Source organism: Amycolatopsis sp. A1MSW2902 (genome assembly GCF_017312175.1).
In the GTDB taxonomy this organism is placed as follows: Bacteria; Actinomycetota; Actinomycetes; order Mycobacteriales; family Pseudonocardiaceae; genus Amycolatopsis; species Amycolatopsis nivea.
Window position 1 is genome coordinate 3,888,628 of record NZ_QJPO01000001.1, and the last position, 18,482, is coordinate 3,907,109.

Annotated in this window: 18 protein-coding genes; 11 read left to right on the forward strand and 7 right to left on the reverse strand. The window is 70.7% G+C overall.

The genetic code is table 11. From position 1 onward, the window contains the following. Positions 1–70: 70 nt before the first annotated feature. A complete protein-coding gene (locus DMP23_RS17890) occupies positions 71–1,027 on the reverse strand; it encodes an aldo/keto reductase (protein WP_337821778.1) in 957 nt (318 codons plus the stop codon). Positions 1,028–1,113: 86 nt separating this feature from the next. Here DMP23_RS17890 and DMP23_RS17895 point away from each other — a divergent pair, with 86 nt between their 5' ends. Then, positions 1,114–1,836 (forward strand): SDR family NAD(P)-dependent oxidoreductase, encoded by a 723-nt coding sequence (locus DMP23_RS17895; protein ID WP_337821779.1) that lies wholly within the window; start codon positions 1,114–1,116, stop codon positions 1,834–1,836. Between the two features lie 63 nt (positions 1,837–1,899). Here the strand turns inward: DMP23_RS17895 and DMP23_RS17900 are convergent, their stop codons facing one another. Beyond that, on the reverse strand, positions 1,900–3,255 hold the full coding sequence (locus DMP23_RS17900; protein ID WP_337821780.1) for an amidohydrolase: 1,356 nt from the start codon (positions 3,253–3,255) through the stop codon (positions 1,900–1,902). Between the two features lie 104 nt (positions 3,256–3,359). Between DMP23_RS17900 and DMP23_RS17905 the strand changes: the two genes are divergently transcribed. Genes DMP23_RS17905 through DMP23_RS17925 form a run of 5 tightly spaced genes read left to right on the forward strand, consistent with a single transcriptional unit; the run spans position 3,360 to position 8,691 of the window. Continuing rightward, complete coding sequence (locus DMP23_RS17905; RefSeq protein WP_337821781.1) at positions 3,360–4,469, forward strand: zinc-binding dehydrogenase; 1,110 nt, start codon at positions 3,360–3,362, stop codon at positions 4,467–4,469. 31 nt (positions 4,470–4,500) lie between these two features. Continuing rightward, positions 4,501–5,466 carry an aldo/keto reductase gene (locus DMP23_RS17910; RefSeq protein ID WP_337821782.1) on the forward strand — a complete coding sequence of 322 codons (966 nt, stop codon included), beginning with the start codon at positions 4,501–4,503 and terminating at the stop codon, positions 5,464–5,466. 50 nt (positions 5,467–5,516) lie between these two features. Then, on the forward strand, positions 5,517–6,494 hold the full coding sequence (locus tag DMP23_RS17915; protein WP_238606580.1) for an alpha/beta hydrolase: 978 nt from the start codon (positions 5,517–5,519) through the stop codon (positions 6,492–6,494). Continuing rightward, on the forward strand, positions 6,491–7,465 hold the full coding sequence (locus DMP23_RS17920) for an alpha/beta hydrolase (RefSeq protein ID WP_238606581.1): 975 nt from the start codon (positions 6,491–6,493) through the stop codon (positions 7,463–7,465). Before DMP23_RS17915 ends, DMP23_RS17920 begins: the two co-directional genes overlap by 4 nt. Further along, on the forward strand, positions 7,462–8,691 hold the full coding sequence (locus DMP23_RS17925) for a multidrug effflux MFS transporter (protein ID WP_337821783.1): 1,230 nt from the start codon (positions 7,462–7,464) through the stop codon (positions 8,689–8,691). Before DMP23_RS17920 ends, DMP23_RS17925 begins: the two co-directional genes overlap by 4 nt. On the opposite strand, the gene DMP23_RS17930 is transcribed toward DMP23_RS17925, so the two are convergent. Then, complete coding sequence (locus DMP23_RS17930; RefSeq protein ID WP_205669902.1) at positions 8,683–9,180, reverse strand: GNAT family N-acetyltransferase; 498 nt, start codon at positions 9,178–9,180, stop codon at positions 8,683–8,685. The genes DMP23_RS17925 and DMP23_RS17930 overlap by 9 nt on opposite strands. Continuing rightward, a complete protein-coding gene (locus DMP23_RS17935; RefSeq protein WP_134662942.1) occupies positions 9,177–9,731 on the reverse strand; it encodes a hypothetical protein in 555 nt (184 codons plus the stop codon). The genes DMP23_RS17930 and DMP23_RS17935 overlap by 4 nt, the downstream gene beginning before the upstream one ends. 193 nt (positions 9,732–9,924) lie before the next feature. Between DMP23_RS17935 and DMP23_RS17940 the strand changes: the two genes are divergently transcribed. The 4 genes from DMP23_RS17940 (at position 9,925) to DMP23_RS17955 (ending at position 13,982) form a co-directional block, all read left to right on the forward strand. Beyond that, positions 9,925–10,842 carry an AurF N-oxygenase family protein gene (locus DMP23_RS17940; protein ID WP_037806429.1) on the forward strand — a complete coding sequence of 306 codons (918 nt, stop codon included), beginning with the start codon at positions 9,925–9,927 and terminating at the stop codon, positions 10,840–10,842. Position 10,843: 1 nt separating this feature from the next. Beyond that, positions 10,844–12,346, forward strand: coding sequence for an FAD-dependent oxidoreductase (locus DMP23_RS17945; protein WP_337821784.1), 1,503 nt, complete (start codon positions 10,844–10,846; stop codon positions 12,344–12,346). Between the two features lie 123 nt (positions 12,347–12,469). Further along, positions 12,470–13,171: a GntR family transcriptional regulator gene (locus DMP23_RS17950; protein WP_337821785.1), complete on the forward strand. Its 702-nt coding sequence runs from the start codon at positions 12,470–12,472 to the stop codon at positions 13,169–13,171. Continuing rightward, entirely contained in the window at positions 13,164–13,982 is an 819-nt protein-coding gene (locus DMP23_RS17955) for an arginase family protein (RefSeq protein ID WP_337821786.1), read from the forward strand. The genes DMP23_RS17950 and DMP23_RS17955 overlap by 8 nt, the downstream gene beginning before the upstream one ends. Here the strand turns inward: DMP23_RS17955 and DMP23_RS17960 are convergent. After that, positions 13,963–14,586, reverse strand: a complete 624-nt coding sequence (locus DMP23_RS17960) for a hypothetical protein (RefSeq protein WP_337821787.1) — start codon at positions 14,584–14,586, stop codon at positions 13,963–13,965. The two genes, DMP23_RS17955 and DMP23_RS17960, sit on opposite strands and share 20 nt — an antisense overlap. 51 nt (positions 14,587–14,637) lie before the next feature. Continuing rightward, positions 14,638–15,480, reverse strand: coding sequence for a lysozyme (locus tag DMP23_RS17965; protein ID WP_134732015.1), 843 nt, complete (start codon positions 15,478–15,480; stop codon positions 14,638–14,640). A 230-nt stretch (positions 15,481–15,710) separates the two neighbouring features. On the opposite strand from DMP23_RS17965, the gene DMP23_RS17970 reads away from it, so the two are divergent. Beyond that, positions 15,711–17,525: a hypothetical protein gene (locus tag DMP23_RS17970; RefSeq protein WP_337821788.1), complete on the forward strand. Its 1,815-nt coding sequence runs from the start codon at positions 15,711–15,713 to the stop codon at positions 17,523–17,525. A gap of 86 nt (positions 17,526–17,611) precedes the next feature. Here DMP23_RS17970 and DMP23_RS17975 read toward each other — a convergent pair whose 3' ends face one another. Next, on the reverse strand, positions 17,612–18,454 hold the full coding sequence (locus DMP23_RS17975) for an oxidoreductase (RefSeq protein WP_337821789.1): 843 nt from the start codon (positions 18,452–18,454) through the stop codon (positions 17,612–17,614). Positions 18,455–18,482: the final 28 nt, after the last annotated feature.

Genomic DNA, 18,482 nt, shown 5'->3' on the forward strand with positions numbered 1-18,482 from the left:
GTCGGGGGTGCCTCTCCGGGCACCCCGGGGAACTTTAGTCTACGCACGTCGACAAAAAACACCAGCCCCTTCACCAGGTTCCGTCGGCGGCGACTGCGCGATCGAGCCACAACTCCTTGGTCAGCTCGCGAATCCGGTCCGCGCCGACGCGCTCCAACAGTGCCAGCGCGCCCGCATTGTCCTCCAGCTGCGCCAGCCGCGATACGCCCACGAGGACGTTCGCGGTCACGGGATTGGCCAGGCAGAAGGCAATTCCCAGCTGTGCGGGCGAAGCTTCCAGCTCCTCGGCGATCCGTTGCACCGCAGGCCAAGCGGCGGCGATCTTCTCCCGGATTCCTCCGACATCCGCGCCGATCTTGCGATTCGGCCGCAGATTCCCCACGAGCAGCCCGCCTTCGAAAATGTCCGACGCCTGCAGCGTCAGCTCGCCGGAAGCGAAGAGCGGCGCGTAAAACTCGCCCTCGGCCATCGAACGGCGCGCGAGTCCGTACTTCAGCTGCGCGAAAACCGGGGGCTCCACACCACGTTTGCGCGCAATGGCAACAGCTTTGCGCAGATCGTCAATGCGCCAATTGTTCACGCCCCAGGCGCGGAACCGGCCAGCTTCCATCTGCTCCGCGACGTCCGCGACGACCCGTTCGAGGTCGACTTCGCCGAAGTAGTCGCCGACCACGACCAGATCGGCCGACTCCACCCCGACGCGTTCCAGGGAGGTGTTCATCTGCTGCGCGAAGCCGACGTTCGGGTAGTCCCAGAGCCAGAGTTTCCCGCAGTAGAGCCAGTCTTCGCGGGCGAGACCGGCCTCGCGCACCGCGCGGCCGAAGATCCGGTCGGTCGTGGAACCCTCGGCATGCGGGCCCATGTCGTAGTGCGCGACGTCGAAGAAGGCGAGCCCGAGTTCGGCCGCGCGGGCGATCAGCGCCACCGCGTCGCCGAACTCCATCCGGTCCCAGGTGTTCCACGAGCCGAGCGACAACGCCGGCACGCGCGGGAACGCCGGGCCCAGTCCAGGTCGATCCTTCGCCACGATTCCTCCTGCGGTTCAAGGGATTTATTTTCTACGCTTGTATACTATAAGCCCGCGAACCTCGCTCCCGGCGAAAGGAAACGACGATGCCCGCTGCCCGTACCGTGCTGATCACCGGAGGTGCCGGCGGCATCGGCCGCGCGATCGGCGCCGCCTTCGCCCAGTCCGGCGATTCCGTGGTGCTCGCCGACCTCGACGGCGCCGAAGAAGCCGCCAAACCGGTTGGCGGGCGCGGAATCCGGCTCGACATCACCGACGAGACCGCGATCTCCGCGGCGCTCGACGAGATCGGCCCGGTCGACGTCCTGGTCAACAACGCCGGTCTGCTCAGCGTCCACGGCCGGTTGCTGGACCTGCCCGGCGCGGACCTGCTGCGCATTCTCACGACCAACGTGCACGGCACGTTCCTGATGACGCAGCTGGTCGCCCGCCGGATGGTGGCGCGCGGTGAGCCGGGCGTCGTGGTGAACCTGTCGTCGATCGGCGGGCGGCAGCCGACGCCGGGAATGGGCGGCTACGAAAGCAGCAAGGCCGCGGTGGACGCGCTGACCCGGTGGGCGGCGATCGAGCTGGCGGAGCACAAGATCCGGATCAACGCCGTCGCCCCCGGCCCGGTCGCGACGCCGATGCTCGCCGCGGCAATGCCGCCCGGATCGCCCGCGCACGACGCGTGGGTGGCGCGGATCCCGGACGGCCGGATGGCTTCGGTCGAGGACGTCGCCGCCGCGGTGGTGTTCCTGGCGAGCCCGGCCGCCGCCCACATCACCGGGACAAGCCTCCCGGTGGACGGCGGCCAGCTGCTCACCTGAGCCAGCTGTCCGTGAAGGGCTCCTTGAGGGAATCTGATTCCCTCAAGGAGCCCTTCACGGCCGTTAGGCGACGGACGAGCGGTCGAAGACGATCTGTCCGCCTAGGACGGTCAGGTCCACCTCGACGTCGGGCAGCTCGGCGGGGGTCACCGTGAACGGGTCCGCGGACAGCACGCACAGATCGGCCGCCATCCCCGGCTCGAGGGTGCCCTTCCACGAAGCCGCACCGTCCTGTTGGGCCGGGTGCACGGTGTAGCAACGGAGCAGCGCTTCCATCCGCTGCCGCACGTCCTCGGCGGGCCCCATCCACTGGTCCGCGGCGGCGATTTCCTTGCGCCAGTCCGGCGGCAGCACCGGCGCGTCGGACGTCAGGCACAGCGGGACCCCGGCGTCCAGCGCCTCCTGCAGCGGCCACGCGGCGGCCGAACTGCCCGCGCCGAGCGCCGCGTCGACCACTCCTGCGGTGCGCACGGCGATCCCGGCCTGGGCGGACAGCCCGACCCCCAGCCGGGCCATCCGCTTCAGCTGCGCCGCGTTCACCAGGTCGCCGTGGATGACGTAGTGGCCGAGGTCGACCTCGCGTTCCTCCCGGGCCTGTTCGACGGCGTCCAGCATCAGCTCGATCGCCCGGTCGCCGGTCGCGTGCACGCCGACCTGCAGTCCGGCTTCGTGCGCGGTGCGGACCATCCGGGTGAAGTTTTCCTCGCGCTCCGGGTCGTCCGCGCCGCCGACGAGGAGGTGGGCGTGGCTGCCGTCGGCGTAGCAGTGGTGGGTGTAGGCCGAGCGCATCGGCGGGATGCCGTCGGCGAAGATCTTGACCCCGCGGAAGTTCAGCCGGCGCGGGTCGGCGCCCGGTCCGTCCACTGTGGCCAGTCCGGCGCGGAAGCGGTCGAAGGTGCTCGGGCCGTCGAGTTCGCCGTACAGCCAGAGCGCGGTCACCCGTGCCCGCAGCAGTCCTTCGGCGGCCAGACCCCGGTACTGCTCGACGACGGACATGCCGAACGCGCCGATGTGCCCGTCGTCCTCCCCCGGGCCGAGGCCGGGTTCGGTGTAGCTCGTAATGCCCAGCGCGGCAAGGATTTCGCCCGCGCGGAGGATGGCCGCGCGGCGTTCGGCGGCGGTGCGCAGGGGCTTTTCCGGGCCGGGTCCGGGCGCGCCGTCGTCGGCGAACAGGGTGTCCGGCCACAGCGCGCCGAGCCAGGCGCCGTGCAGGTGCGCGTCGTTGATGCCCGGCAGCACCGCGCGATCGCCGAGGTCGAGCACTCTCGTGCCGGGGCCGATCAGCTCCCGCAGGTCGGCGTCGGTTCCGGCGCGCAGCACGCGTCCGTCCCGCACCGCCAGCGCGGTCGCGGGCGCGGCACCGGCCATGGTGTGCACCGCCGCTGCCCGCAAGACGAGGTCCGCAACTGAGGTCGGCACAGGCGCTCCTGGAGGGATTCGGGGACTCGACATTTTTGTCGACGTCCGTAGACTAACCCATCGTCCGGCCCCGCAGGGCCCGCCAGTCCCCGGAAAGGTTTCCCATGACCGTCCCGACTTCCACCCGCGCCGCGGTGCTGACCGAGCACGGCGCGCCGCTGGAGCTGACCGAACTCCCGCTGCCCGCCGAGCTCGAAGCGGGCGCGGCGCTGGTCCGCGTTTCGTGCGCGACGCTGTGCGGCACGGACGTGGAGATCTGGTCCGGGAAGATGAGTTTCCCGGGCATGCTGCCGATGGTGCTGGGCCACGAAATGGTCGGCGAAGTGGTGGCCGCCGGACCGGACACGCGCGACGCGCTCGGCCGCGCGATCGAGGCCGGGTCCCGGATCGGCTGGTCGGAATCCACCTGCGGCGAGTGTTACGGCTGCACCGTGCTGCGCGAACCGGTCGCGTGCTCGCGGCGCGGCTACGGCTTCCTGCAGCGGTCGGACGTCGCGCCGTTCGCGACCGCCGGACTGTGCGAATACGCCTACGTCGTCCCGGGCGCGGCGAAGCTGCTGCTGCCCGCCGAGGTGCCCGACACCTGGGCGGCGATGGCCGGATGCGCGGCGAAAACCGTGCTGCGCGCGTTCGACCGCGTCGGCGGCGTCCGGCCCGGATCGCGCGTGGTGGTGCAGGGATCCGGCGCGCTGGGCCTCTTCGCGACCGCGGTCGCGCACCTGAGCGGGGCGGGCAGCGTCATCACCGTCGGCGCGCCCGCGTCGCGTCTGGAGCTGGCGAGGGAATTCGGGGCCGACGACGTGGTCGAGGTCGCGGGCGGTTCGGACGCGATCGTCGAGCGCGTCACCGAGCTGACCGGCGGCCACGGCGGCGACCTCGTGCTGGACTTCGCCGGCGCGCCGTCGATCGGCCGCGAGGCGGTCGCGATGGCGGCGCAGCGCGGGCGGGTCGTGATCGTCGGGAGCACCGGACCGGAGCCGACGCCGGTCCCGCTCGGCACGGTGATGGGCAAGGAACTGACCGTCGTCGGCTCCCTCAACGGCGACATCGCCGATTACCACCACGCGATCGAGTTCTTCGGTTCGTTTGCCTCCCGGATGCCGTGGGACCGGCTGTTCGGCACCCCGGTCGGGCTCAGCGGCGCGAGCGAGCGGATCGAGGCCATGCACCGCCTCGACGAGACGAAAGCCGTCGTCGACCCCCGTCTTCCCTGATCCCTTTCCCGTTACGAGCCAAGGAGGTCTCGTGTCCGCATCCTCGCCCCTGCCCCGCCGCAAGATCGGCACGTCCGGTCTGGACGTTTCACTGCTCTCGCTCGGTTCGTGGCACACCTACGACCGGATGGATTTCGCCGACGCGGTCGCGATGATCCGCGCCGCGGTCGAGGCCGGCGTGAACCTGTTCGACGTCGGCGTCTACGGCATGCCCGGCCACCCGCCGGTGTTCACCGACGTGCTCTGGAGCGCGATCATCCGCGCCGCCCGCATCCCGCGCGACGACTACCTGGTCTCGGCGAAGCTGTGGATCGAAGGCTTCGGCGACCAGGGATTCCGGCCGCAGCTGGAAAACGCGTTCCTGCGCGGCGGGTTCGACGTCGCGGACCTGGTGATCCTCGGCGACCTGCGCCGCGACGACGTCGCGCTGGAGGACCTGGTCGAGGACCTCGCCGGGCTCTCCCGCTCCGGGCTGATCCGGGCGTGGGGCGTCAACAACTGGTCGGCCGGGAACATCGCGCGGCTGCGCGAAATCGCCGAAGCGCTGCAGGTTCCGGGTCCCCAGATCGCGCAGCTGAAGTACAGCATCGGCCGCCGGTCCATCCCGGACGGCGAGCCGTTCGCCCGGCTGTTCGCCGACGGGTTCGTCATGCAGGCTTCGGACGTCCTCGAGGGCGGCATCCTCGCCGGGCGCACCAAGCTGACCCGCGAGATCGGCCGCGACCCCGGCGATGTCCGCAAGCGGATCACGCGCGACGCCCCCAAGGTCGTGCAAGCCGCGGAAGAACTCGGCACGAGCGCGGCGCGGCTCGCGGTCGCTTTCACGCTGACGCATCCGGCGAACGTCACGACGCTTTTCGGCGCGACCCGGATGGAGCAACTGGAGGACAACCTCGCCGCGGTCGACCTGGTCGAGCAGGTCGGGGCCGAGCAGATCCGCGCGCTGGTGGAGCCGTTCTGGGCCGACCGCGACGCCGTCGATCCCGAAGGTCCCTGAGCCCGCCGACCTCCCCGCTCCCTAACCCCGCCCTCGCCGAGGAGACTGCCTTGACCTATCCCCCTGTCCCGTTCGACCCGGAGATCGAGCCCGCGCTCGCCGAGATCGTCCCGGCCGACGCGCCGCCGTTCACCCCGGAGACGATCCCCGGCCTGCGCCGCGCGATGGCCGAGATGTTCCCGCCCGCCGCCGAAGTCGTCGGCGACGCCCCGGTGACCGTCGTCGAGCAGACCATCCCCGGCCCGGACGGCGCGCCGGACCTGGAAATCACCATTCTGTCCCCGCATCAGAGCGACGGCGCGCTTCCCGTCCTCTACAACATCCACGGCGGCGGCATGATGGTCGGCCACCGCAACATGGACGTCGGCCGGTTGCTGGCACTGGTGCTGGAATTGAACGTCGTCGCGGTGAACGTCGAGTACCGGCTCGCCCCCGAGCACCCGCACCCCGCGCCGGTCGAGGACTGCTACGCCGGTCTGGTGTGGACAGTCGAGCACGCCGACGAGCTCGGCATCGACCCGTCGCGCGTCGTGGTGATGGGCGGCAGCGCGGGCGGCGGTCTAGCCGCGGCGGTCTCGCTGCTCGCGCGCGACCGGAAGGGCCCCGCCATCGCGGGCCAGCTGCTGCTGTGCCCGATGATCGACGACCGCAACACCACTGTCGCGAGCCAGCAGTACCCCGGCTTGGGCACGTGGACGAGGGAATCCAACCTCGCCGGCTGGCAGTCGCTGCTGGGCGACGCGGTCGGCACCGACGACGTCTCCCCCTACGCCGCCCCGGCCCGCGCGACCGACCTGTCCGGGCTGCCCCCGGCGTTCATCGAGGTCGGCAGCGCGGAACCGTTCCGCGACGAGGACACCGAGTACGCGCTGCGCATCTGGGCGACCGGCGGACAGGCCGAACTGCACGTGTGGGCGGGCGCCTTCCACGGGTTCGACATGTACGTCCCGGATTGGCCGATCAGCAAGGCCGCTCTCGAAACCCGGAACTCGTGGCTGCGCCGGATCTTCGGGAAGGCCGGGAAATGAGCGTCCCTCCGGTGCCCTACGACCCGGAACTGGAGCCCGGTCTCGCCGCGTTCCTCGATCTGGTCGAGAGGATCCCGCTGCGCGCGGACACGATCCTGGCCAACCGCGCGCATTTCGCGACGATCATCCCGCCCGCCGAGCAGATCGTCGGCGACCGCCCGGTCGAGCTGACCGAGCACACCGTTCCCGGCCCCGAGGGCGCGCCGGACATCGTGCTCACCGTCGTCCGTCCCGCCCCGGGCGTCGTCAACGCACCCGCCCTGTACAGCATCCACGGCGGCGGAATGGTGCTGGGCAACCGATTCTTCGGTCTCGACGGCCTGATCGACGACGTCCTGCGGTTCGGCGCGGTCGGCATCTCGGTGGAATACCGGCTGGCTCCGGAAAACCCGGCACCCGCCGCCGTCGAGGACTGCTACGCCGGTCTCTTGTGGACAGTCGAGCACGCCGACGAACTCGGCATCGACCCGTCGCGCATCGTCGTCACCGGTGCCAGCGCGGGCGGCGGCCTGGCGGCGGGCGTCGCCCTGCTGGCGCGGGACCGCAACGGCCCGGCCATTGCCGGACAGCTGCTGGCGTGCCCGATGCTCGACGACCGCAATGAGTCCGTGTCCACCCGGCAGTACAACGGAATCGGCGCCTGGGACCGCAACAACAACGACACCGGCTGGGACGCACTGCTCGGCCCGGCGCGCGGCACCGACGCAGCTTCCCCGTACGCGGTCCCGGCCCGGATGACCGATCTGTCCGGTCTCCCGCCCGCGTACCTGGACGTCGGCGCCGCGGAGATCTTCCGCGACGAGACGACCGAGTACGCGCTGCGGATCTGGGCTACCGGAGGGCAGGCGGAACTGCACGTCTGGGCGGGCGGCTACCACGGCTTCGCCGGTTTCTCCCCGGACGCGGAAGTCTCCCGCTCCGCGGTCGCGACCCGGCTTTCGTGGCTGCGCCGGATCCTGCGTGCCGGATGAAGCCGCTCCACACCGAAGCGAGCCTGGTCGACGCGGTGTTGCCGAAAAAACGGCCAGGCGCGCTCCGGATGGCCGTCGTGCTGGGGTTGCTGGAGGTCTTCGGCCCGATCTCCATGGACCTTTACCTGCCGGCACTCCCTCAGCTCGCCGACGATCTCCAGGCCGGGCAGAGCCTCGCGCAGGCGACCATGTCGGTGTGCATGCTCGGTCTCGCCTTCGGCCAGCTGGTCGTGGGCCCGCTGAGCGACCGGTTCGGCAGGCGGCGTCCGCTGCTGGCCGGGATCGGGTTGTTCACCGTGCTGTCGGTGGTGTGCGCGTTCGCGCCGTCGATCGAGGTGCTGCTCGCGGCGAGGTTCTTCCAAGGGCTGTGCGGTTCGGCCGGAATCGTGCTTTCGCTGGCCGTCGCGCGGGATCTCGCCGAGGGCGTCGAACTGGTGCGGCTGCTGGCGTTGCTGACCACCGTCGGGGCGCTGGCGCCGATCGTCGCTCCGGTGATCGGCGGCCAGCTGGCGGCTGTCATCGGATGGCGCGGCATCTTCGGCGTCCTGGCCGGGATCGGGGCGGCGTTGCTGCTCGTCGCCGCGACCGCGCTGCCGGAGAGCCTGCCGCCGGAGGCGCGACATCCGCGCAAGGGCCGCGGCGAGTTCCGGATCCTGCTGAAAGACCCGCTGTTCTTGGGTTTCCTGCTGGTGAGCACCTGCGGCGGAGCGGCGTTCTTCACCTATCTGGCGTCGATCAGTTTCGTGCTGCAGGACGGATTCTCGTTGTCGCCGCAGCTGTTCAGCGCGTGTTTCGCGGCGAACGCGGTGATGTCGGTGCTCGGCGCGCAGGTGAACCGCGCGGCGGTGCGGCGTGCGGGGCCGGTCCGGATGTACGTGCTGGGCACGACCTTCACCGCGGCGGCGGCCGTGGCGATGCTGGGCGCGGTGATGTTCGGGGCCGGGCTGGCGGCGTTGCTGATCCCGTTGGCGCTGCTGATGTTCGCGGGCGGGACCACGCAGGCGAACGGCAACGCGCTCGCCCTCGCCGACCACGGCCGGCGGGCCGGGACCGCGGCGGCGCTGCTCGGGACGTCGTCGTTCGCGGTCGGGCCGATCGTCGCGCCGTTGGTGTCGCTGGGCGGGACGACGCCGTTTTCGATGAGCCTGACCATGACGGTGGCGTACGGCGTCGCGACCGTTCTGCTGTGGCTGGCGGTGCTGCCTAGGCTGCGCCGGTCAGCCTGACTCGAAGACGAGCTGGCCGTCCTCCTCGCCGACCGCCCGGAAGCCCGCTTTCTCGAGCACCCGGCAGCTGGCCGCGTTGCCGGGCAGCACATACGCCCGCAGCTCGGGTGCGAGAGCGGGCTCCGGGTGGTCCTCGTGCCACTGCCGCAGCGCCCGCGTCAGCTCAGTGGCCAGTCCCGCGCCCCACGCCGCGCGGGCCAGCAGGTAGCCGACTTCCCGATGCCCGCTGCGATGGGCGACGCCGAACCCGGCCCGGCCGAGAAATCCCGACGCGCCTTCAACCCGCCACTTCGACCAGCCGCGCGCCCGGTGTTCGGCGATGAACCGCTCCAGCCGTGCCCGGGTCGCCTCGCGGGTCTGCGGGCCGCTCGTCATGTGCTGCATGACCTCGCGGTCGGCGTGCAGGGCGGCGAGATCGGCCACATCCTCAGGAAACCAGGTGGTCAGGCGCAGCCGAGCCGTGCGGAGGATTTCCTCCCGGCCGGTCACCAGCCGGGGTGGTACGGCATCGGCGGGGTTTTCGGCAGCAGCCACGCGCCGGTCGCCCGGTGCGCCGCCAGCACGAGCGCGGCGACCGGGACGATCAGCCACAGGAACCCGCTCGGGAAGGTCATCTGCAGGGTCGGCGGCGCGCTCTTCCGGACGAAGCTGGAACCGAGGCCGACGATCATGAAGACGACGATGTCCAGCACCGCCAGGCTGCTGCCGACGAGCACGCAGACCCGGCCCGCCGGGGAACGCTTGAACAGCCCGATCGCGCCGGCGACGCTCAGTGCCGCGATCGCCAGGTCCGCGGCGCCGACGATGCCGCTGGAAAGCAGCCTGCTCGAGGAGGGATGGCCGACCATCCGGAGCACCGCCACGACGAAGCCGATCGTGCCCACCAGTCCGATGACCGAGGCCAAGGTCGCCGCGGCGACCGCGGTAGCCCCGAAGTACGCGGTCGGCGGCGGCTGCTGCGGCGGGAGCTGCGCGCCGTAAGCGGGCGGCAGCGGCGAGTACGGCTGCGGCTCCATGCCGGGATAAGGCCCTGGGGTCACGACGGCGGTTCCTCCGAGGTCAGGAAGACATTCTCGGCTCATCCTGCCAGGTCAGCGGCCTTTCCCCGGCCCGATTGCCCGAACGGGCGACACGCGGTTCGCCGGCGCCTCTCGCGATACGGCCAGATAGGTGTTACCTTAGGTAACAGTGAATCGCGGTAACGCCTAATCAATGTCGCTCAGGGAGGACCGAATGACCAGCGCAGACGTGCAACGAGCACCGGAAGCAGCCCCGTCCGGCCGGCACGAGACCGCGCAGCGGCTGCTCGACTCCTCCGCGACCCTGTCGTACGACCCGGCCACCGAGGTCGACTGGGAAACCCCGCTGGACAAGGACTTCCACGGGGCCAGCCCGGAGTGGAGCACGCTCTACGGCACGAGCTACTGGGCCGAGATGACCCCGGAGCAGCAGAAGGAGCTGACCCGCCAGGAGGCGGCGTCGGTCGCGAGCACCGGGATCTGGTTCGAGATGATCCTGCAGCAGATGGTGCTGCGCGACTTCTACGCCAAGGACCCGACCGACCCGGCGTTCCAGTGGGCGCTCACCGAGATCGCCGACGAATGCCGCCACTCGATCATGTTCGCCCGCGGCGCGCAGAAGCTCGGCGCTCCCCCGTACCGGCCGCGCAAGCTCGCCGTCGAACTGGGCCGTGTCTTCAAGGCGGTCGCCAGCGGCGAAGCGGCGTACGCGGCGATCCTGGTCGCCGAAGAGGTCCTCGACGTGATGCAGCGCGACTGGATGCGCGACGAGCGCGTGGTCCCGTTCGTGCGCACCATCAACAACATCCACGTCGTGGAAGAGTCGCGGCACATGAAGTTCGCCCGCGAGGAGACGCGCGAGCAACTGGAGGGCGCGGGAGCCGTGCGCCGCCAGATCAACGCGCTGGTCATCGCGATCGCGTCGTACTTCATCGTCAGCAGCATGGTCAACCGCGACGTGTACAAGAACGCCGGGCTGGACGCCGAGCGCGCGCTGCGCGAGGCGAAGAACAACGAGCACCACAAGTCGATGATGCGCTCGAGCTGTGCCGGGCTGATGGAGTTCCTCGGCTCGTGCGGGCTGCTCACGAAGCCGGCGCTGGTGTTCTACAAGCGGGCGAATCTGATCTGACATGGCCTTCGCGATCACCCAGACCTGCTGCAACGACGCGACGTGCGTGTCGGTCTGCCCGGTCAACTGCATCCACCCGACGCCGGACGAGCCGGACTTCGGCACCACCGAAATGCTCTACGTCGACCCGGCCACGTGCATCGACTGCGGTGCGTGCGCCGACGCGTGCCCGGTCGACGCGATCTTCCCGGTGGACCTGCTGACCGATTCGATGAAGGTCTACGCGGGGATCAACGCGGACTTCTTCGCCGACCGCCCGCCGGTCGCCGCGAACCCGGCGCCGAACTTCCACCGCTGGGGCCCGCCGACGTTCGACCGGGAGATCCCGAGCGACCTCGAGCCCGCGGATGTGGCCGTCGTCGGCACCGGCCCGGCCGGGATGTACGCGGTGGAAGACCTGTTGCTGCACACCAACGCGCGCGTCACGCTGATCGACCGGCTGCCGGTCGCGGGCGGTCTCGTGCGCTTCGGCGTCGCCCCGGACCACCCGGACACCAAGCGGATCGGCGAGACGTTCTCCCGGTTCCACGACCACCCGCGGCTGAAGCTGAAGCTCGGCGTCGAGGTCGGCCGCCACGTGACGGCGGACGAACTGGCCGAGCGGCACGACGCGGTGATCTACGCGGTCGGCGCCTCTTCCGCGCGCACCCTCGGCCTCTCCGGCGAGGACCTGCCCGGCAGCCTCGCCGCGACGACCGTCGTCGCCTGGTACAACGGCCACCCGGACGTCCCCGCGCACGCGGTCGACCTCTCCGCGGAACGGGTCGTGCTGATCGGCACCGGCAACGTCGCACTCGACGTGGCCCGGATCCTCACCGCCGACCCGGACGATCTCGACGGCACGACTATCGCCCCGCACGCGCTGGAACGGTTGCGCTCCAGCAAGGTCCGCGAGGTTGTGCTGCTCGCCCGGCGCGGCCCGGAAGACGCCGCCTACACCTCGCCCGAGCTGATTGCGTTGGCGCAGCGGGAGAACGTGCCGCTCGTCGTCGACACCGAAGACCCGCGCACCGCCGCGGCGATCGACGCGGGCACCGGAAAAGCCGCGCTGCTGAAGGAGTTGGCGCGCGAAACCGTCGACTGGACCGCCCCTCCCGTGGACGGTCCGCGCCGCATCGTGCTGCGCTTCCACTCGGCCCCGGTCGAGATCACCGGCGACCGGCAGGTGCGCGGACTGCGCGTCGAGGGACCTGCCGGACCGGTCGAGGTCGCTGCTGGTCAGGTGGTGCGCGCCGTGGGCTACCGCGGCCGCGCGGTGCCGGGTCTCCCGTTCGACGAGGCCGCCGGCACGATCCCGAACACCGCGGGCCGCGTCGAGGGCCGAACCGGTACGTACGTGGTCGGCTGGATCAAGCGCGGCCCGTCGGGCGGAATCGGCGCGAACCGCACGTGCGCGAAGGAAACCGTGGCGACGCTGCTGGCGGACATCACCTCCGGCGAGGTTCCCCTGCGGGGCCGCCGATCGCCGATCGCCGCGCTGGCGGCGCGGTTCAGGGGTCGCTGAGAAAGTTCATCCGGAAGTCCCGGTCGCGGTTCGCGGCCGGGACTTTTCGTATGCGTCGGGTCTTGCCAGATTGTCGGACAATCTGGCAATCTGGTGCGCACACCGCGGCGGGCAGGGGGACTGATGACGATCGAGGGCCTGGGTGCGAACATCCAGCGGCGCAGCACCGCCGAGCAGGCGGCCGAAGCCGTCCGGCAGGCGATCCTGTCCCTCCGGTTGCCGCCCGGTACTCCGCTGCGCGAGGCTGCGCTCGCCGCCGAACTCGGGGTCTCCCGCAGCACCCTCCGCGAGGCCGCGCGGACTCTCGAAAGCGAGGGACTGGTCCGGTACCGGATGAACCGCGGCATCGTCGTCGCGGACGTCACCGGTCCGGACGTCGCCGACATCTACGCCGCCCGCACGTCGGTCGAACTCACCGCGGCCGACGCCCTCACTGAGCACCGCGACCCGGAGATCTACCGGCAGCTGGCCGACCTGGTCACCCGGATCGAGCAAGCCTTCGACCAGGACGACACTGCCACCGCGCTCGACAGCGACCGGCTCTTCCACGCCACCCTCGTCACCGCCACCGGCAGTCCCCGGCTGTGCCGCTTCCACGCGCAGCTCCAGCAAGAACAACGCCTCGCCCTCGCACTGGCCGAACGCTCCCGCCGCGAACTCGGCCGCGCCACCGACGACCACCGCCAACTGCTGGACGCCCTGCACGGCACCAGGAGCGAAGCCAGAGCCGAAATCACCGCGCATCTGCAAGCAGGCGCCGCCGAATTGGGGCGGTTGCTCGACTTGCTGGCCCACCACGACGAAAGCGAGAAACCTCGTGGCTGACCCCGACGGCCTATGGGACCTGATCGTCACGCCCTGGCACCTCGACCAGCACCTCCCGGACTTCCCCGTACCCGCCGCAGCGACCCAGGTCGTCCCGCCGGTCCTGCCCGCGGAGCCCGTCCCCGCCCGAATGAACCTGCTGCACCAGGCGACAGCCGACGCAGTGGCCCGGGCCGCCAAACCCCTGGTGCTCTCCGGCGACTGCCCCACGAGCCGCGCCGTGGTGGCCGCGCTGCAGCGTCGCCACCACGACCTCGCCGTCCTGTGGCTCGACGCGCACGGCGACTTCAACACCCCCGAGATCTCCACCAGCGGCTACGTCGGCGGCATGGCACTGGCGATGCTCACCGGCCGCACCGAGGGCCTGTTCGACGACCCGCTCGGCCTGCGCCCCGTCCCCGACACCAGCGTCGTGCTCGCCGACGCCCGCGACCTCGACCCCGCCGAACGCGACGCGCTCGCCGCCAGCCGCGTCCGCCGCGTGCTTGCCGACCCCGCCGCCATCACCACCGCACTCGCCCAACTGGGCCGGGTTCCCGTCTACCTCCACCTCGACATCGACGTGATCGACAGCGCCGAACTCCCCGGCGCGCGCTTCCCGTCCGGTCCCGGCCCTTCCGTCGCCCGGATCGAAGAATGCCTCGCCGCTGTGTGCGCGTCCGCCGACGTCGCTGGCGCTTACCTCGCCTGCGCCTGGCTTCCCGAGCACGTCAACGACCAACGCACCCGCGAAACCATCTCCCGGCTCACTGCTGCGCTCGGCGCCAACGTCGCGTGGCACGAAGCCGCCATCACTCCGTCTTCTGCCTAGCCGCCAGCGTCTCCTCTACCTCCGGCACCCAGAAACTCAGCTCCAGCGTCTTCACACTCGCCCAATACGACAGCAACCTCCCCTGCGCGACCAACGCCGGAAACGCCGCCGCGAACAAGACCGCCGCGCACGCCGCGAACACCGGATGCGGCCCGACGATCAGCTCGACCACCGCGGCCACGAACCCGAACGCCATCGCCGGGCTGGAATTGCGCAGCATCAGCCCGGCGGTGCGCAGCCGGGTCGCCTCCAGGGCCGCGTCCGCGTCGTGCAGTTGCAGGGCCGAAAGCAGCAGGAACGGGTCCGCCTCGACGAACGCTTGGCCGCGCGCGGACGGGTTGCGGCGCAGGAACTCCTCGCGCGGGTTCCGCTTCCGCCGCCGCGGCAGCCACCGCCCGGCCCGCGCGCCGAGCGGGTACGCCAGGTATCCGACCAGGTAGCTGGCCACCGCGATCCCGATCACCAGCACCACGCCCGGTCCGCGCGAGACGGCGGCGAGGTCGATCCAGTGCAGCCGTCCGGCGAGGTAGGCCAGGACCGCCAGGTGCAGGGCGCCCGGGATCGCGTAGGTGAAGAGGTCGAAGAGTCCGATCGCGAATGTCACCCGGTGATCCAACACCGGCCGCTCCCCCGGCCGGTACGGCTTTTCAGGGGATCACGCCGACGAACCGCCTCCCCTGGCGAGCGCCTGCACGCGGTTCATCGGGCCGTTGTAGTAGTTCTGGTCGCCGGGCAGGCTGCCGGTGCGCGAGAACTGCCAGATGCTCTGCTTGTCCCAGCCCGCCGGGAGTTCGCCGATCTGCGGGGCGTACCGGGCGAGCCACAGCGGATTGGTGTCGCCGAACCCGCCCGCGTTGCCGGTGCAGAGCTTCCACCACGACGTCGAGGTGTAGATGATCGCGCTGCGGCGCTGTTTCGCCAGGTACCGGTGGGTGAAGTCGGCGATCCACGCGGTCATGTCGGCCTGGCTTTTGCCGTAGCAGGCGTCGCCGTAGGGGTTGTACTCGATGTCCAGCGCGCCCGGCAGCGTCGTGCCGTCGCCGCGCCACGCGCCCCCGTGGGCGATGAAGTAGTCGGCTTGCTGTGCGCCGCTGGAGACGTCCGGGCGGGCGAAGTGGTACGCGCCGCGGATCAGACCGGCGTTGTGCGCGCCGTGGTATTGCTGGTCGAACTGCGGGCTCACGAATCCGGTGCCTTCGGTCGCCTTGACGTAGGCGAACCGCGCGCCCGCGCCGGCGGCCTGGCCCCAGTCGACCGCGCCCTGGTGTCCGCTCACGTCGTGGCCGAGGGTCTGTCCGGTCGCCGGGTCGAACCGCGGGCTCCCGCTCTGCACGCCCTCGTGCCGCAGAATTTGTGAACCGGCAACGTTCTCGCCGGCCTTCGAGTAGTCCGCGGCGGCGGCCGGTCCGGCAGTCGCGACGCCGCACGCCAGCGCCAAGACCGACACGACGGCGGCCAAGCCGAGCCGCCAGGGGTTGTCCGTTGCTGTCCGGGTCACCGAGACTCCGATCTTCACGGCGGCAGGTCCACGGCCCATCGTGGGGCACAACGCGGCGCGAGGCTGGCTGCGTCACCCGGACGTGAACGAGTTTCCGATAGCCGGAATCCCGCCAGTGGTCCAGACAACTGTGACCGAGTTGTGACCGGCGGCGCCGAGCTGGGCGTTTAATTTGTTGTGGCCGACCACAAACTGGTTGGCAATTTCCCTACCGGCGGAGGTGTCCCCACGTGAACCGGACTCATCGACCACCCGGGCGGCCGTCTCGATCCCGCGGACCAGCACTCATCGCGCTGGCGCTGCTCGCCGCGGCCGGGATCGCCGTCCCCGCCGCCGCGGCCCCAGCGTCCGGGCAGGCGGGCTGCACCGGCCAGTCCGATCAGCCGGACTTCGGGCCGAACGTGCACATTTTCGACCCGGGAATGCCCTCCGCGACGATCCAGGCCCAGCTGGACAAGGACTTCGAGGCGCAGAAGGACACGCAGACCGCGCAGTTCGGCTCGGGCCGCGTCGCGCACCTGTTCAAGCCGGGCTCCTACGCGGTGCACGACAACGTCGGCTTCTACACCTCCGTCGCCGGGCTCGGCCAGAACCCGGACGACGTCCAGATCAACGGCGACATCACCGTGGACGCCTTCAACGAATCCGACCAGGGCTCCGCGCTGCAGAACTTCTGGCGTTCGGCGGAGAACATGGCCGTCACGCCTTCCAGCGGCAGCGACCGGTGGGCGGTGTCGCAGGCCGCGCCGTTCCGCCGGATGGACATCAAGGGCGGGCTGCAGCTGTTCCCGGCCAGCTACGGGTACGCGAGCGGCGGCTACGTCGCCGACACCCGCGTGTCCGGCCAGGCCGCTTCGGTCTCGCAACAGCAGTGGTACACGCGGGATTCGGCGCTGGGCAGCTGGGACGGCGGCGTGTGGAACATGGTCTTCTCCGGGACCACCGGCGCGCCCGCCAACTCGTTCCCGAACCCGCCGGAAACCACGCTCGACACCACGCCGGTCTCGCGCGACGTGCCGTACCTGTACGTGGACAACGGCGGCAACTACCGCGTCTTCCTGCCGTCCCTGCGCACGAACGCGTCCGGGCCGAGCTGGGCGAACGGCGGCACGCCCGGCGATTCCGTCCCGATGAACCAGTTCCGCGTCGTCAAGCCCGGCGACACGGCGGAGAGCATCAACAGCTCCCTCGCCGCCGGCTGCAACCTGTTCTTCACGCCCGGCGCGTACCACCTCGACCAGACGCTGAACGTGACCCGGCCGGGCACGACGGTGCTCGGCATCGGTTACCCGACGCTGATCCCGGACAACGGCGTCGACGCGATGCACGTGTCCGATGTGGACGGTGTGCGGGTGAAGGGCCTGCTGTTCGACGCGGGCACGCAGAATTCACAGGCGCTGCTGACCGTCGGCGAAAGCGGGAAGCACACGAGCCACGCGGCGAATCCGACGTCGCTGCAGGACGTGTTCTTCCGCGTCGGCGGCGATCTGGCCGGCAAGGCGACCAACAGTCTCGTGGTGAACAGCGACAACACCATCGTCGACCATGTCTGGGCGTGGCGCGCCGACCACGGCAACAGCGGCACGGTCGGCTGGACCACGAACACCGCCGACACCGGCGTGCTCGTCAACGGCGACAACGTGACCGCGACCGGGCTGTTCGTGGAGCATTACCAGAAGTTCCAGGTGGTGTGGAACGGCCAGAACGGGAAGACGATCTTCTTCCAGAACGAAATGCCTTACGACGTCCCGGATCAGGCCTCGTGGAACTCCGCGCCCGGCACCGCCGGGTACGCCGCGTACAAGGTCGGCCCGGACGTGACCTCGCACGAGGCGTGGGGCTTGGGCAGTTACTGCTTCTTCGACACCAACCCGGCGGTTTCGAGCTATCACGCGTTCGAGGTGCCGCAGAACGGCGGGGTGAAGCTGCACAGCCTGCTCACGGTGTCGCTGAACCACCGCGGCACGATCACCCACGTCGTGAACGACACGGGGGACGTGACCCCGGACGGCACCAAGCCGGTCAACGTCCCGAATTATCCGTGACTCGACCGGGTCCCTGCGTCCGTGAAGGACTCCTTGCGGGAATCTGATTCCCCTAAGGAGCCCTTCACGGACCGAAACCCCGCGTCTCAGTCCAGCGCGGTGGCTCGGCTGACCTTCTCCCAGGAGTCGAGATCCTGAGTCAGCGCACCGATTTTGCCGCGGATCGCGTCCACCGCGTCGCCGCCGAGCGCGAGCCGCAGCGGCGCGTCGGGCGCGTCCACCGCCTGCAAGATCGCTGCTGCCGCCTTCGCCGGATCACCGGGCTGCGTCCCGTCCATCCCCTCGATCGCGGCGCGGGTGGCCGCGGTCGATTCGGCGTAGGCGTCGATCTTGCGGGAGCGGTGCATCGCGGCGCCGCCGAACGACGTCCGGAACGCGCCCGGCTCCACGATCAGCACTTTGACCCCGAGCGGTTCGACCTCCGCCGCGAGCGCCTCGGACAGGCCCTCCAGGGCGAATTTCGCCGCGCAGTAGGCCCCGAACGCGGGCGGCGCGAGCAGTCCGCCCATCGAACTCATCTGCACGATCATGCCGCTCCCCTGTTCCCGCAGCAGCGGGACGACAGCCTTGGTCATCGCGACCGCGCCGAAGAACATCACCTCCAGCACCGCGCGCAGTTCGGGCATCGTCAGTTCCTCGACGGCACCGACCGAACCGTGGCCGGCGTTGTTGACCAGCACGTCGATCCGGCCGAACTCGTCCAGCGCGGTCCGCACGGCGGCGTCGATCCGGGCCGGGTCGGTGACGTCCAGCGCGGCGGTGCGCACCCGGTCCCCGCCCGCCTCGGCGAGGTCGGCGAGCGTCTCCGGGTCGCGTGCGGTCGCGAGAACCCGCTCCCCCGCGGCCAGCGCGGCCTGGGCGAGTTCGCGGCCGAAGCCGCTCGAGCACCCGGTGATCAGCCAGACGCGGCCGTCGGTTTCCTCGGTCATTGAGCAGTCCCTCCAGTGGTTCTTCCGC

Excerpts from the sequence above, each read along its gene's own strand:
- DMP23_RS17895 (WP_337821779.1), top strand. The coding sequence starts at position 1,114 with ATGCCCGCTGCCCGTACCGTGCTGATCACCGGAGGTGCCGGCGGCATC.
- DMP23_RS17905 (WP_337821781.1), top strand. The coding sequence starts at position 3,360 with ATGACCGTCCCGACTTCCACCCGCGCCGCGGTGCTGACCGAGCACGGC.
- DMP23_RS17920 (WP_238606581.1), top strand. The coding sequence starts at position 6,491 with ATGAGCGTCCCTCCGGTGCCCTACGACCCGGAACTGGAGCCCGGTCTC.
- DMP23_RS17925 (WP_337821783.1), top strand. The coding sequence starts at position 7,462 with ATGAAGCCGCTCCACACCGAAGCGAGCCTGGTCGACGCGGTGTTGCCG.
- DMP23_RS17940 (WP_037806429.1), top strand. The coding sequence starts at position 9,925 with ATGACCAGCGCAGACGTGCAACGAGCACCGGAAGCAGCCCCGTCCGGC.
- DMP23_RS17945 (WP_337821784.1), top strand. The coding sequence starts at position 10,844 with ATGGCCTTCGCGATCACCCAGACCTGCTGCAACGACGCGACGTGCGTG.
- DMP23_RS17950 (WP_337821785.1), top strand. The coding sequence starts at position 12,470 with ATGACGATCGAGGGCCTGGGTGCGAACATCCAGCGGCGCAGCACCGCC.
- DMP23_RS17975 (WP_337821789.1), bottom strand. The coding sequence starts at position 18,454 with ATGACCGAGGAAACCGACGGCCGCGTCTGGCTGATCACCGGGTGCTCG.